12 protein-coding genes are annotated in these 12801 nt (G+C 65.8%); 5 read left to right on the forward strand and 7 right to left on the reverse strand.

Features of this window, described 5'->3' with window-relative positions:
- Position 1: 1 nt before the first annotated feature.
- From JYP50_RS21120 to JYP50_RS21140, 5 genes are all read right to left on the reverse strand, one after another.
- Positions 2-610 (reverse strand): delta-aminolevulinic acid dehydratase, encoded by a 609-nt coding sequence (locus JYP50_RS21120; protein WP_206562560.1) that lies wholly within the window; start codon positions 608-610, stop codon positions 2-4.
- 4 nt (positions 611-614) lie between these two features.
- Complete coding sequence (gene hemB, locus JYP50_RS21125; protein WP_277602587.1) at positions 615-1631, reverse strand: porphobilinogen synthase; 1017 nt, start codon at positions 1629-1631, stop codon at positions 615-617.
- On the reverse strand, positions 1628-2926 hold the full coding sequence (hemL, locus tag JYP50_RS21130) for a glutamate-1-semialdehyde 2,1-aminomutase (RefSeq protein WP_206562562.1): 1299 nt from the start codon (positions 2924-2926) through the stop codon (positions 1628-1630). Before hemL ends, hemB begins: the two co-directional genes overlap by 4 nt.
- A gap of 253 nt (positions 2927-3179) precedes the next feature.
- Positions 3180-3599: a CopD family protein gene (locus JYP50_RS21135; RefSeq protein WP_206562563.1), complete on the reverse strand. Its 420-nt coding sequence runs from the start codon at positions 3597-3599 to the stop codon at positions 3180-3182.
- Between the two features lie 11 nt (positions 3600-3610).
- Entirely contained in the window at positions 3611-5335 is a 1725-nt protein-coding gene (locus JYP50_RS21140) for a chloride channel protein (RefSeq protein ID WP_206562564.1), read from the reverse strand.
- A gap of 218 nt (positions 5336-5553) precedes the next feature.
- Here JYP50_RS21140 and argC point away from each other — a divergent pair, with 218 nt between their 5' ends.
- From argC to erpA, 4 genes are all read left to right on the forward strand, one after another.
- Positions 5554-6597 (forward strand): N-acetyl-gamma-glutamyl-phosphate reductase, encoded by a 1044-nt coding sequence (gene argC, locus JYP50_RS21145; protein ID WP_206562565.1) that lies wholly within the window; start codon positions 5554-5556, stop codon positions 6595-6597.
- Between the two features lie 59 nt (positions 6598-6656).
- A complete protein-coding gene (locus tag JYP50_RS21150; protein WP_206562566.1) occupies positions 6657-7340 on the forward strand; it encodes a DUF6776 family protein in 684 nt (227 codons plus the stop codon).
- A 37-nt stretch (positions 7341-7377) separates the two neighbouring features.
- Positions 7378-7791 (forward strand): bactofilin family protein, encoded by a 414-nt coding sequence (locus JYP50_RS21155; RefSeq protein ID WP_347136890.1) that lies wholly within the window; start codon positions 7378-7380, stop codon positions 7789-7791.
- Between the two features lie 140 nt (positions 7792-7931).
- Positions 7932-8285 (forward strand): iron-sulfur cluster insertion protein ErpA, encoded by a 354-nt coding sequence (erpA, locus tag JYP50_RS21160; protein WP_206562568.1) that lies wholly within the window; start codon positions 7932-7934, stop codon positions 8283-8285.
- On the opposite strand, the gene JYP50_RS21165 is transcribed toward erpA, so the two are convergent.
- Both JYP50_RS21165 and JYP50_RS21170 read right to left on the reverse strand, forming a co-directional pair.
- Positions 8278-9435: an anhydro-N-acetylmuramic acid kinase gene (locus JYP50_RS21165; RefSeq protein ID WP_206562569.1), complete on the reverse strand. Its 1158-nt coding sequence runs from the start codon at positions 9433-9435 to the stop codon at positions 8278-8280. The genes erpA and JYP50_RS21165 overlap by 8 nt on opposite strands.
- Positions 9436-9441: 6 nt before the next feature.
- A complete protein-coding gene (locus JYP50_RS21170) occupies positions 9442-10917 on the reverse strand; it encodes a peptidoglycan DD-metalloendopeptidase family protein (RefSeq protein ID WP_206562570.1) in 1476 nt (491 codons plus the stop codon).
- A gap of 160 nt (positions 10918-11077) precedes the next feature.
- Here JYP50_RS21170 and tyrS point away from each other — a divergent pair, with 160 nt between their 5' ends.
- Positions 11078-12373: a tyrosine--tRNA ligase gene (tyrS, locus tag JYP50_RS21175; RefSeq protein WP_206562571.1), complete on the forward strand. Its 1296-nt coding sequence runs from the start codon at positions 11078-11080 to the stop codon at positions 12371-12373.
- Positions 12374-12801 lie beyond the last annotated feature (428 nt).

The raw sequence follows: 12801 nt of genomic DNA on the forward strand, positions 1-12801 counted from the left end.
CTCAATCGCCCTCGCGCAGGAAGGCCTTGGTGTCGAGCATCAGTTCCCTGACCGCCGGATCCTCCTGGCTCGCCCGCAGCAGCGCCTCCCTCGAGGCCTCGCCGCGCACGTAGTCCGCCACCAGCTCCAGCATCACCGGGGTCATCTGGGGTTCGCGCACCCAGCGGGGGGCGTTTACCAGGTTGCCGGTAACCCAGTCGTCCTCGCGGCTGAGCCAGTAGCCGCCGCAGTTCGACAGCCAGTAGTCGCCGACGCGCCCGTAGCTGTAGTTGGGCGTGTTCGGGTTGAAGCCCCCGGGGACGGTTTCGCTGATTTCGTGCAGCGCCATTACCCACTGGCTGCCGACGGGGAAGACCTCAGGTTCCGGGCGGCAGTAATCGCCGGTTTTCAGCCACACGCGGATGGTGTCGAACTCCCGGCCGCCGCGCAGTTCGCGCTTCACCTCGAGGTCGATGGAGTTGCCGGCGGCCTCGACCACCGTGCCGCTCACCACCAGGTCCGTGCTCCCCTGCACCTCGTCGAAGCTGCCCTGCCACAGGCATTCGCAGTCGGCGAAGGCCGGCCGGGCGGCCAGCAGGGCGAGTGCGAGGAAGAGGAGATTGCGGCGCATGGTCCTACTGCAACGCCCGCGCCGCCGCCACGGCAAAGTAGGTGAGAATGCCGTCGCAGCCCGCGCGCTTGAAGGCCAGCAGGGATTCCAGCATCACCGGCTCCTGCGCCAGCCAGCCGCGCTCGAAGGCCGCCATGTGCATCGCGTACTCGCCGCTGACCTGGTAGGCGAAGGTGGGTACCTTGAGCTCCTGCTTCACCCGCCGCGCGATATCCAGGTAGGGCATGCCGGGCTTGACCATGATCATATCCGCGCCCTCGGCCAGATCCAGCGCGCACTCGTGCAGGGCCTCGTCGCTGTTGCCCGGATCCATCTGGTAGCTGAACTTGTTGCCGCCCTTGATATTGCCCGACGAGCCCACCGCGTCGCGGAACGGGCCGTAGTAGCTGGAGGCGTATTTGGCGGCGTAGGCGAGAATCAGCGTATTGAGGTGCCCCTCGGTTTCCAGCCGCTGGCGGATCGCGCCGATGCGCCCGTCCATCATGTCGGAAGGCGCGACCACATCGGCCCCCGCGACGGCGTGGGACAGGGCCTGCTTCACCAGGGTCTCGCTGGTGACATCGTTCAACACATAGCCGGTGTCGTCGATGATGCCGTCCTGGCCGTGGGTGGTGTAGGGGTCCAAGGCGACGTCGGTGATGATGCCCAGCTCCGGCAGCGCATCCTTCAGCGTCTTCACCGCCCGCTGCACCAGGCCGTCGGGGTTCCAGGCCTCGGCGGCGTCGAGGGACTTGCGCTGCGCCGGCACCACCGGAAACAAGGCCAGCGCGGGAATGCCCAGGGCGGCCACTTCGCGGGCCTGCTCCACCAACAGGTCCACACTGAGCCGCTCGACGCCCGGCATCGAGGGCACCGCCTCGCGCTGGCCGCTGCCTTCGAGCACAAACACGGGGAAAATAAAGTCCGCCGGACTGAGGCGGTTCTCGCGCACCAGGTCACGGGCAAAGGCGCTGGCGCGCAAGCGCCGCATACGGGTAGTGGGAAATGGTCCCCGCGACGTTGAAAACGTGGAGGAGGTCATGCCGCGCCCCCCGCCGCCAGGCCCGCAAACACCCGCCGCGCCGCCTCCACCGTCGCCTCGATATCGGCATCGGTGTGCGCGGCGGACATAAAGCCCGCCTCGTAGGAGGCCGGCGCCAGGTACACGCCCTGCGCCAGCATGCCGTGGAAAAAGCGGTTGAACGCCGCCGTGTCGCAGGCCATCACCTGCTGGTAGTTGGTGACCCGGGGCTCGCCGGTGAAAAAGCCCCCGAACATCGTGCCCGCGCTATTGGTGGTAAAAGGCACCCCCGCTTCTTTGGCCGCCGCTTCCATGTCCTCGCACAGCAGCGCGGTGCGCGCGAACAGCGGGTCGTAAAAGCCCGGCTTCGACAGAATGTCCAGCGTCGCCAGCCCCGCCGCCATGCATATCGGGTTCCCCGACAGCGTCCCCGCCTGGTACACCGGCCCCAGGGGCGCGATCTGCTCCATGATCTCCCGCTTGCCGCCGAAGGCGCCCACCGGCATGCCGCCGCCGATCACCTTGCCCAGCGTGGTCAGGTCCGCCTCGATGCCGTAGTGCCCCTGGGCGCCCTGCAGGCCGAAGCGGAAACCGGTCATCACCTCGTCCAGGATCAGCACCGCGCCGCTGGCGGTGCAGACCTCCCGCAGAGCCTCCAGAAAACCGGGCTCCGGGGGAATGCAGTTCATATTGCCCGCCACCGGCTCCACAATCGCGCAGGCAATGGCCTCGCCGTGCTCCGCGAAAGCCCGTCGCAGGCCCTCCGCGTCGTTGTAGGTCAGCGTCAGCGTGTGATCCGCCAGCGCCGTCGGCACCCCGGGCGAACTCGGCACGCCCAGGGTCAGCGCCCCCGAGCCCGCCTTCACCAGCAGCGAGTCCGAGTGGCCGTGATAGCAGCCCTCGAACTTCACGATCGTGTCCCGCCCGGTATAGCCGCGGGCCAGGCGAATCGCGCTCATCGTCGCCTCCGTGCCCGAGTTCACCATGCGCACCAGGTCCATATTGGGCATGATCTCGCACAGCCGGTCCGCCAGCTGCGTCTCCAGCTCCGTCGGCGCGCCGAAACTCAGGCCTTTTTCGCACTGACGGATCACTGCCTCGCGCACCTGCGGATGGTTGTGCCCCACCAGCATCGGCCCCCAGGACAGCACGTAGTCGATATAGCGCTGGCCCTCGGCGTCGAAAATGTAGGCGCCCTCGCTGCGTTCAATAAACAGCGGCGTGCCGCCCACCGCCTTGAAGGCGCGCACCGGGGAGTTCACCCCGCCGGGGATGTGGGTTTTGGCCTGTTCGAAGAGTTGTTGGGAAGTGGTCATGGGTCTCCCGGAGATAATGTCGAAGGTCGATTGTGCCGATCGAAGGCACTCATCGTGGAATTTGCACTGAGGCCGCGGGCCGCAGGGCTCCCGGCGGGACCGTGTGAGACATGGACGTCGAGTACGAGCCCCCATGGATGGGTTTACGGCGTGTCCCGACGGGAGCCCTGCGGTCCGGGGCCGGAACCCTTCGAGGGCCAGCAGTCTGGACGTGGGGAATTATCGGCGCTCACCGGCAAATTATCCACCCGGTCTAGAACGGTTTGAGTACCGCCAGCAACACAATGCCAAACAGAAACAACACCGGCACCTCATTGAAAAAGCGGTAAAACACATGGGAGCGCGAATCCGTGTCCTCGTTCACCGCCCGCACGTAGCGCCCGCACTGGATATGGTAGCCCACCAGAAACGCCACACCAACCAGCTTCACCCACAACCACCCCGCGTGCAAATAGTACGCGTGGTTCTGCGCAATCATCGCCAGCCCAAAGGCGATCGCCAACACCATAAAGGGCGTCACAAAGCGGTACAGCCGGCGCGCCATCACCGCCAGCTGCGCGCGGGTCGCCGGGTCCTCGCTGGCGGCGAAATACACCAGGATGCGCGGCAGGTAGAACAGCCCCGCGAACCAGCACACCACAAAAATAATATGAAAGGCCTTCAGCCACAGCATGGCAAATTCCACTATAAATTGGCGAGCGAAAAACGCTCGATACTCTCGCGGGTCACGATCCCCTGCAGCACGCGGTTGCCGCTGGCGCTGCGCCCGTACACGCACACCGCCTCCGCCGTGCGTTCCTTGAGGCGGTCCATCGCCTGGCGCAGGGTCGCCTGTACCGGTACCGGAGCGATCGACCAGCGCCGCAGGTCCGCCTCCGAGAGATTGATCGGGCCCTCCTCCGGGACGTGTTGCCCCAGCCACTGCGCCAACTCCTGGCCCCGCAGCAGGAACAGATCCTCGCCCTCGCGGGTCACCAGGCACCAGGCCGGTGTCGCATTGATCAGCGCCGGGATGCTCGAGCGCTCCAGCTCTATCGGTATCTTGATCACGCTGACCTCCATGTTGGACGTCACGTCCGTGCGGTGCAGCAGCTGGTTCAGCGGGTCGTCCGGCACCACCCGCCGCAACTGGCGCAGCACCGTCTGGTGGGCCGCGCGCTGGCGGAACACGCCGTTATTGGTCAGGTTGGCGGCGATGATCGCCAGCAGCGCGGGCATCGCCACGCTGGCCGACTGGGTGAGTTCGATCACCGCCAGGATCGCCGCCAGCGGGGCGTTCAGCACCGCGCCCATGCAGGCCGCCATGCCCAGGGCGATGTACAGCGTTATTTCTGACGCCAGCTCCGGCGCGTAGCCCTGCCCGACCAGGCCCAGCACCCCGCCGAGACAGGCCCCGATCAGCAGGTTGGGGCCGATCAGCCCGATGGGCATGCCCACGCCGCAACTCACGCCGGTGGCGAGCAGCTTGCTCGCCGCGATGGCCAGCAGCAGCGGCAGGAGCAGTTCGCCCTGCAGGGCCAGGTTCAGGGTGTCGTAGCCGATGCCCAGGGTCTGCGGAACCAGCAGCGCCAGCGCGCCGGTCAGGGCGCCCGCCAGGGTAAAGCGCAGCGCCACCGGCCAGTGCGACAGGCGGGTCGACAGGCGGCTGAGCTGAATGAACGCGGTGACCGCGACGCCGCAGCAGATGCCGAGCAGCACGATATAGGGCAGCTCCCACAGTGAGTTGAGCTCCACCGCGGGGATGCTGAACAGCACCGCGCCGCCGCCGAGGTTGCGGGCGATCGCCGAGGCCGAGACCGCCGACAGCATCACCGGGATAAAGCCGGCCACCGTGTACTCCGCGACGATCACCTCCATGGCGAAGATGACTCCCGCCAGGGGGGTGTTGAAGGCCGCCGCGATGCCGCCGGCGGTGCCGCAGGCGATCAGCACCCGCAGGCTGTTATTGGGCAGGCCCAGGTGCTGCCCCAGCAGGCTGTTGATGGCGCCGCCCAGATGCACGCCGGGGCCCTCCCGGCCCCCGGATTGGCCGGTGGCCAGGGCGAAGGCGCCGCCGATGAATTGCACCAGGGCATTGCGCAGGGGCAGCACGCCGTAGTCACTGTGCATGCGGCTGATCACGTGCACGATCCCGGTTTCCCGGTTTTCCGGCTTGAGTAGCGAGAAGCCCAGGCCCAGCGCCAGGGCACCCAGGGTGGGCAGCGCGAACAACTGCCAGCGCGGCAGCGCCTCGAAGGCCTCGCCGCCACCGCCGACACCCCACAGGCGGGCCAGTTCGGCAATCGCGGTTTCGAAGGCCAGCACGGTCAGGCCCGAGGCGACGCCGCCCACCACGCCGAGCACCGCGTAGGCGAGCACCGAGTGGTAGTTGGTGAGATAGCGTCGGTAGGTATTGAGCAACCTGTACAATCCCGCGTTTCCCGCTGGCAAAAAAAGCAGTTTACCAGTTAACCCGCAATCTGCGGCGGTTGGCGGGTGTTTGCCGGCAGATTCGCCGTACTTGTGCAATTTCCGGGTTAATTCATCGGGTTTTACTTTTATACTGTGCGGCCGCCGCGGCGGCACGCCTGAATGCGCGTTGCCGGCGGCGTACACTGTTAACCCGGGAGGACGGCGAGGTATTGGCCATGGTCAGAATTGGAATCGTAGGCGGCACCGGCTACACGGGCGTGGAATTGCTGCGCCTGTTGGCACAGCACGAGGACGCCGAGGTGGTGGCGATCACCTCGCGGGCCGAGGCGGGCCGACGCGTGGACGCGCTGTTTCCCAACCTGCGGGGGCGCTACGACCTGGCCTTCAGCGAGCCCGATGTCGAGCTGCTGGCCGGCTGTGACCTGGTGTTTTTCGCCACCCCGCACAACGTGGCCATGAATCTGGTGCCCGAGTTGCTTGAGCGCGGCACCCGGGTTGTGGACCTGTCCGCGGATTACCGTATTCGCGATGCGGCCCTGTGGTCGGATTGGTACGGGGAGCCCCACGCCAGCCCGCAACTCCTCGACGACGCGGTCTACGGCCTGCCGGAAGTCAACCGCCAGCGGATTGCCGGGGCGCGATTGGTGGCCTGTCCGGGCTGTTACCCCACCGCCATCCAGCTCGGTTTCATTCCCTTGCTGGAAGCGGGCCTGGTCGACCCCGCCCACTTGATCGCCAGTGCCGCCAGCGGCGCCAGCGGCGCCGGACGCCAGGCCAAGGTGGACAACCTGTTGAGCGAGGTTTCCGGCAGCTTCAAGGCCTATGCCGCCGCCGGGCACCGCCATTTGCCGGAAATCGAGCAGGGCCTGGCGGATGTGTCCGGCGGCCCGGTGGCGGTGACCTTCGTCCCGCACCTGTTGCCCATGGTTCGCGGTATCCACGCCACCCTGTTTGCGCGGCTCGGGGCCCCCGGTGCGAAGAGCGTCGAAGAGCTGCACGGGCTGTTTACGGCGCGCTATGCCAGCGAACCCTTTGTCGATGTATTGCCCGTGGGGATGCTGCCGCAAACCCGCACCGTAAAAGGGGCGAATCACTGCCAGCTGTCCCTGGTGGTACCCCAGGAGCGCGATACGGTGGTGGTGTTGTCCGCCATCGACAACCTGGTCAAGGGGGCCTCGGGCCAGGCGATCCAGAACATGAATATCATGCTTGGCCTGCCCGAGGATCGCGGCCTCGGCCAGGTGGGCCTGTTGCCCTGACGCAGGGGCAATACAGGACGGTCGTACGCCGCTATCACGTCCGCCACCGGCAGATTGTGGTGTTGGCGGCGACCCTGTGCGCGGCCCTCTTGCTGGGTCTGGGAATCTACCTGGGGCAGCGCGCCGCCTACAGCGGTATGGGCATGGACCCGGAGCGCTATCGCGAGCTGGAGCGCGCACTGCCCCAGGCTCGCCAGCAGATCGCGGACCTGGAGCGGCAGCTGGGGGCGGCTAACACCCGTCACGAGGTGGACCGGGCCGCCCTGGAGATGGTGCGACAGGATCTCGCCCGCCAGCGCGAACAGATTGCCGATCTCGACGAGGGCCTGCGTTTCTATCGCAGCTTGATGGCGCCGGGGGAGATTGCCCAGGGCTTCAGCCTGCGCGGCCTGGAGCTGATGGCGCGGGAGACCCCCGGCCGATACGCCTATCGCCTGGTGGCCCAGCAGGAAGCCCGCAAGCACGAGGTCGTGCGCGGCACGCTGCGGCTCGAGGTGCTTGGACTGGCCGACGGGCAGCCAGTAAGCTACCCCCTGTCGGAACTGGCGCGAGACGTGGAAAACGGGGATATTCCCCTGCGTTTTCGCTATTTCCAGGCGATCGAGGGCGAGCTGGAGCTGCCGGAGGACTTTGAGCCCCAGGCGGTCGAAGTGCTGGCGGCGGTGAGCAGTCCGCGCCGGCTGGAGGTCAGGGAGAGTTACCCCTGGCAGCTACAGGAGAAATTTACCCATGTTGGGAAGTAAGAAGCCGCGGGGCCGCGTCTCTGGAGGCACTACCCTGGTGTCACGGGACACTGAGGTTGTCGGGGATATCCATTTCAGCGGCACCCTCGACATCGAGGGCCTGGTCAGGGGCAATATTGTCGCCCAGCCGGGCAAGGACGCGCTGGTCCGGGTGGTGGACGCGGGTAGTGTGGAAGGCGAGATACGCGCCCCGGCGATCATGATCAACGGCCGCGTCGACGGCGATGTCCACGCCGCCAGGCACCTCGAACTCGCGTCCAAGGCGCGGGTCCATGGCGATGTGTTTTATACCCTGGTCGAGATGGCGGTGGGTTCGGAAGTCAACGGCCGGTTGATGCATGTCGATGGCAAGGAGGTTGACGACAGGCCGGAGCGTGCCCCGGACCCCGCCGTGGAGATTGCGGAAGTGGGTCGAGACGGCGCCGCGGAAACCGCCCTGGCCAAAGGCTAGGTCCGTCGGTCCGGACCGGGGTCAAGCGGGCCGTTATACCCGTTATGCGTAAAAGTTGACTGTTTTACTCGGTCTTACGATAATAGCCAATCAGAGTTCATTCATTGTGCCCACGGTCGTCATCGGCCCGGAATCCGTTCATGTCAGTCGCTGAGTCATTCAACCCGGCCAGCCTCAATCTCTCGCCCCGCGCCGTGAGCAAGGTGCGCGAGCTGGTGGAGGAAGAGGAGAACCCGGCCCTCAAACTGCGGGTGTACATCACCGGCGGTGGCTGCTCCGGCTTCCAGTACGGCTTTACCTTCGAAGAGGACGCCGCCGAGGATGACACCGCCATCGAAAAGGACGGTGTCACCGTGCTGGTGGACCCGATGAGCTTCCAGTACCTGGCGGGGGCCGAGGTCGACTACACGGAGGGGCTCGAGGGCTCGCGCTTCGTCATCAACAACCCCAACGCCGCCACCACCTGCGGCTGCGGCGCTTCCTTCTCTATCTAGCAGGCCCTGTCGCCGCGCCCGGCGGCCCGCCGGGATAGATGCCGCCCAGGATCACTTCGCTGTCGGCCCCGGTTACCGCGGGGATGTTGCCCGCCAGTCCCGCCATCGTGCGCCAAGCCAGCCAGGCGAACGCCGCCGCCTCCACCCACTCCGGATCCAGGCCCAGGGCCGTGGTGATGTCCAGCGTGGCCGGTTGCAGTTTGCGGTAGAGGCGCCGCATCAGGTCGGTGTTGCGCGCCCCGCCGCCACAGACATACACCTCCTCGACTCGCGACGCGCTGCCGTGAATTCCCCGGGCGATACTTTCGGCGGTGAACTCCGCGAGCGTGGCCTGCACGCCCTGCGGGTCGGGCGTCTGCCCCAGGTCGCCGATACAGCGGTCCAGCCACTCGAGGTTGAAGGCTTCCTTGCCGGTGCTGCGCGGGCCGCTTCGCGCCAGGTATTCGTGATCCAGCAGCGCCGCCAATAGGGTGGTGTCGACCTCGCCCTCCGCCGACCACTGGCCGTCCCGGTCGTAGCGAGTGCCGCGATGGCGCGCCACCCAGTGGTCGAGCAGGGTATTGCCCGGGCCGGTGTCGAAGCCCAGGACCGAGCCCCTGCCCTCCAGTAGCGTTACGTTGGCGATGCCGCCGATATTGACGATGGCCCGCCGCAGCCCGGGCGCGGCGAAAGCGGCTGCGTGGAAGGCCGGGGCGAGGGGGGCGCCTTCGCCGCCGGCGGCGATATCGCGACGGCGGAAATCCGCCACGGTGGTAATCCCGGTGGCCTGGGCGATGGTATTGGGGTCGCCGATTTGCAGGGTGAAGGCCGCTTGTTCCGACGCCTGGTCGAGCGGCGGCCGGTGGCGGATAGTCTGGCCGTGGCTGCCCACCGCCGCGATCGCGTCCGGTGTGTAGCCGGCGCTGTCGAGCAGGGCCAGGGTGGCCTCGGCAAAGAGCTGGCCCAGTTGCCGGTCGAGTGTGCCCAGGCGTTCAATCTCGTTGTCGCCGGGCCGGCTGATGGCGGCAATGTGTCGCCGGGTCTCGCCGGGAATGGGGTGCTCGAGGGTGGCCAGCAGCTCGACGGTGTCGGCGCCGCAGCGCACCAGCGCGCAGTCGATGGCATCCACACTGGTGCCCGACATGAGCCCGGCATACAGCGAGGGACTCACGCCGGTTCAGCGCTGGCTGTTGTCGCCGGCCTGGTTCAGCGCCAGGCGCGAGCCTGACTGCAGTGAGGCCAGTTGCTGGGACGCCGGGCTGATGGCGTTGCGGAAGCTCGGCATTTCCGTTTTCGGCAGGGACTTGGCCTTGGGCAGCTCCTTGTGAATGGTCCGCGGGTTGCGGTGCACGCCGTCGACCAGGAACTCGTAGTGCAGGTGCGGACCGGTGGCGGCGCCGGTACTGCCGACGGTGCCGATCACGTTGCTCTGGGCCACGCGCTGGCCCTTTTTCACCTTGCGCTTGTGGAGGTGCAGGTATTTGGTGACGTAGCGATTGCCGTGCTGGATAAAGACGTAGTTACCGTTGGCGCGGCTGTAGCCGGCTTCCACGACCCGGCCGTCACCCGCGGCGTAGACTGGCGTGCCGGTCGGTGCCGCGTAGTCGGTGCCGCGGTGGGGGCGCGTGGTTTTGTAGATGGGGTGCAGCCGGCGCAGGTTGAAGTTGGAGCTGATGCGGGTGAAGTCCACCGGGGCCAGCAGGAAGGCCTTGCGCATGCTGACGCCGTCTTCGTTGTAGTAGCTGACATCGCCCGCGCTGTCTTCGAAGCGATAGGCGTTGAAGGTTTCGCCCTGGTTGGTGAACGAGGCGGCGATGATGGCGCCGTCGCGGTACTTCTCGCCGTCGAGGTAGTGCTCTTCGTAGACCACGTGGATGGTGTCGCCCTTGCGCGGGTCGAGTACGAAATCAATCACGCCGCCAAAGATATTGGCCAGTTCCAGGATCTTGCTTTGTGACAGCCCCATGTCCTGGCCGGCCATGAACAGCGAGGAGGTGATTTTGCCGCTGGCCCAGGCCTCCCGCACTTCGGGTTGGCGCAGCGTGTGCTCGGCGGCGAACAGGCCGTCTTCGGCGCGCTGGTAGGTCATGGTTTCGAGAGGGGAGATAACGTGCCTGACCCCGATCAATTCGCCCTCGTTCCCGGCCAGGAACGCCACGGTCTGCCCCGGGAATATACGCTCCAGTCGCTTGCCTTCGGGCGACTCGTAGACCACCTGGTGCACGTCGCCGTTGTCGAAGCCGGCGCGTTTGAATATCAAGGACAGGTTGTCGCCGCTGCGAACGGTCTGTTCGACCCATTCGGGGGCGGTTTCCCCGGCGGGCGGCTCGGAAGCGGGGGCCTGCGCCCGTGCCGCCAGGGCCGAATCCACGGCGGCGGTGGCGTCGGGGGCGGTGTCGCCGCCAGTCGCCGGCTGTGCCAGTACTTCGACGGCGGGCTCGGTGGCGGCGAGAATGCGCGCGACCGTCTGTTCCTGTTCGTTGTTTTCGCTAACGGCCTCGCGATTGGCTTCCACCTGGCCGCCGGGGGCCAGGCTGGCCGCCACGGCCACGCAGGCGGATAGTACCGCCACCGCAAGCAGGTGCTTGTGTGGTACCGCTGTCGGCTGGTGGTTGATCGCAGTCGCCCCTCGCGGTTTCGCGCGTGCTTTCATGTCCCGCTCTTTCGTCTCACTCCGTTGTGCCTGGAGTATATTAAAAAACCCCGTAGATCAACAGATGCGGTATTATTCCCATTCCCAGTTTTTCGGGCTTAATGTAAAGTTTTCGCCCCTTTCCAACCCCTCTTTTTACCCCTTAATTGAGATTGTAGTGATGAGTAGTGCCCTTTTAGCTGATCTCCGCGCACGCGGACTGGTTTTCCAGGTGGCCGGCGAGGATGAGCTTCCCGCCTGGCTCGATGGCGGAATGCGCACACTTTATTGCGGCTTCGACCCCACCGCGGACAGCCTGCACATCGGCCATCTCGTGCCGTTGCTGATGCTGCGTCGTTTCCAGCTGGCGGGTCATCGGCCGCTGGCGCTAGTGGGCGGTGCCACCGGCTTGATCGGTGATCCCAGTTTCAAGGCCCAGGAACGGCAGCTCAATACACCCGAGGTGGTGGCGGGGTGGGTCGACAAGATCCGCGACCAGGCTTCCCGCTTTATCGATTTCGATGCCGGCGATCATTCGGCGGAGGTGGTGAATAACCTGGACTGGATGGCCGGTCTGGATGTGCTGGCCTTCCTGCGGGATGTGGGCAAGCACTTCTCGGTCAATGCCATGATCCAGAAAGAGTCGGTACGGCAGCGCCTCGAGCGCGAGGGCAGCGGCCTCAGCTTTACCGAGTTCTCCTACATGATCCTGCAATCCTACGATTTCGCGGAGCTCAACCGCCGCTACGGTTGCGGCTTGCAGGTGGGTGGGTCCGACCAGTGGGGCAATATCACCGGGGGTATCGATCTCACCCGGCGCATGAACAGTGACCGGGTATACGGGCTCACCGTGCCCCTGATCACCAAGGCGGATGGCACCAAATTTGGTAAAACCGAATCCGGGGCTGTCTGGCTGGATCCCGCCCGCACGTCGCCCTATGCCTTCTACCAGTTCTGGCTGGGGGCCGCCGATGCGGATGTGTACCGCTTCCTCAAGTACTTTACTTTCCTTCCTGTGGCGGAGATCGACGAGCTGGAGCGCGCCGACGCGGAGCGGGCGGGGCGCCCGGAAGCGCAGGCGGTGCTGGCCCGGGAGGTCACCCGCCTGGTGCATGGGGAGGAGGGGCTTGCCGCGGCGCTGCGCATTACGGAGTCGTTGTTCAGCGGCGAGTTGGGCGGGTTGTCCGAAGATGATTTCCGCCAGTTGCGCCAGGACGGCCTGCCCGCCAGTCGGGTGGCGCGGGGCGAGCTGCCGGAAACCGTGACCCAGATGTTGGCCGAGGCCGGCATGGCCGCGTCGGGCAAACAGGTCAAGGATGCGCTCGGTCGCAAGGCGGTGCTGGTAAACGGCGCGTCGGTCGGCTGGGAGGAGAATGGCGCCCCTGCGGAAGTCTTCGCACGGGGGCGCGCCCTGTTCGGTGGCTATTACCTGGTGCGCCTGGGTAAGAAGAAGTACCACCTTTTCGAGGTGGCGTAGGCGTTTTCCGCGCCTGTTTTTAGGCCAAAAACAGGCGCCGCCAAAATATTTTTCACAAAGGGCTTGCGCTGCCCGGAAGCGCTGCGTATAGTTCGCGTCCTTCGGTGAGGCAAGGACGCAAACGGCCTCCCGGAGGCACCTTGAAAGTCTTGAGCTTTCAATAGCTTAGGCTAAAAAGGTGAGCTGTTAGGTGAAGCGCAGATCGCTGCAAAAAAATGCAAAAATCTGTTGCCAACGAAACGCCGATCAGTATAATACGCGTCCTCAGTCAGGGGCAGCCACCCAGCCAAGCGCTAGCGGCGGCCAGACTGACCACCCGGAACCCGAGCGGTACGGGGTTGTTTAACAAGAAGACGAAGACAGATGTGTGGGCACTTGTTGAGGTAGTAGCTACAACTATTATCAGACACAAGTGACTCATTGATTCA

The organism is Parahaliea mediterranea (assembly GCF_017255185.1).
In the GTDB taxonomy this organism is placed as follows: domain Bacteria; phylum Pseudomonadota; class Gammaproteobacteria; order Pseudomonadales; family Halieaceae; genus JAFKCZ01.

Bases quoted from the DNA above. Each gene is read 5' to 3' on its own strand.
- hemL (WP_206562562.1), bottom strand. From the start codon at position 2,926: ATGACCACTTCCCAACAACTCTTCGAACAGGCCAAAACCCACATCCCC.
- JYP50_RS21170 (WP_206562570.1), bottom strand. From the start codon at position 10,917: ATGAAAGCACGCGCGAAACCGCGAGGGGCGACTGCGATCAACCACCAG.
- tyrS (WP_206562571.1), top strand. From the start codon at position 11,078: ATGAGTAGTGCCCTTTTAGCTGATCTCCGCGCACGCGGACTGGTTTTC.
- argC (WP_206562565.1), top strand. From the start codon at position 5,554: ATGGTCAGAATTGGAATCGTAGGCGGCACCGGCTACACGGGCGTGGAA.
- JYP50_RS21135 (WP_206562563.1), bottom strand. From the start codon at position 3,599: ATGCTGTGGCTGAAGGCCTTTCATATTATTTTTGTGGTGTGCTGGTTC.
- JYP50_RS21120 (WP_206562560.1), bottom strand. From the start codon at position 610: ATGCGCCGCAATCTCCTCTTCCTCGCACTCGCCCTGCTGGCCGCCCGG.
- erpA (WP_206562568.1), top strand. From the start codon at position 7,932: ATGTCAGTCGCTGAGTCATTCAACCCGGCCAGCCTCAATCTCTCGCCC.
- hemB (WP_277602587.1), bottom strand. From the start codon at position 1,631: ATGACCTCCTCCACGTTTTCAACGTCGCGGGGACCATTTCCCACTACC.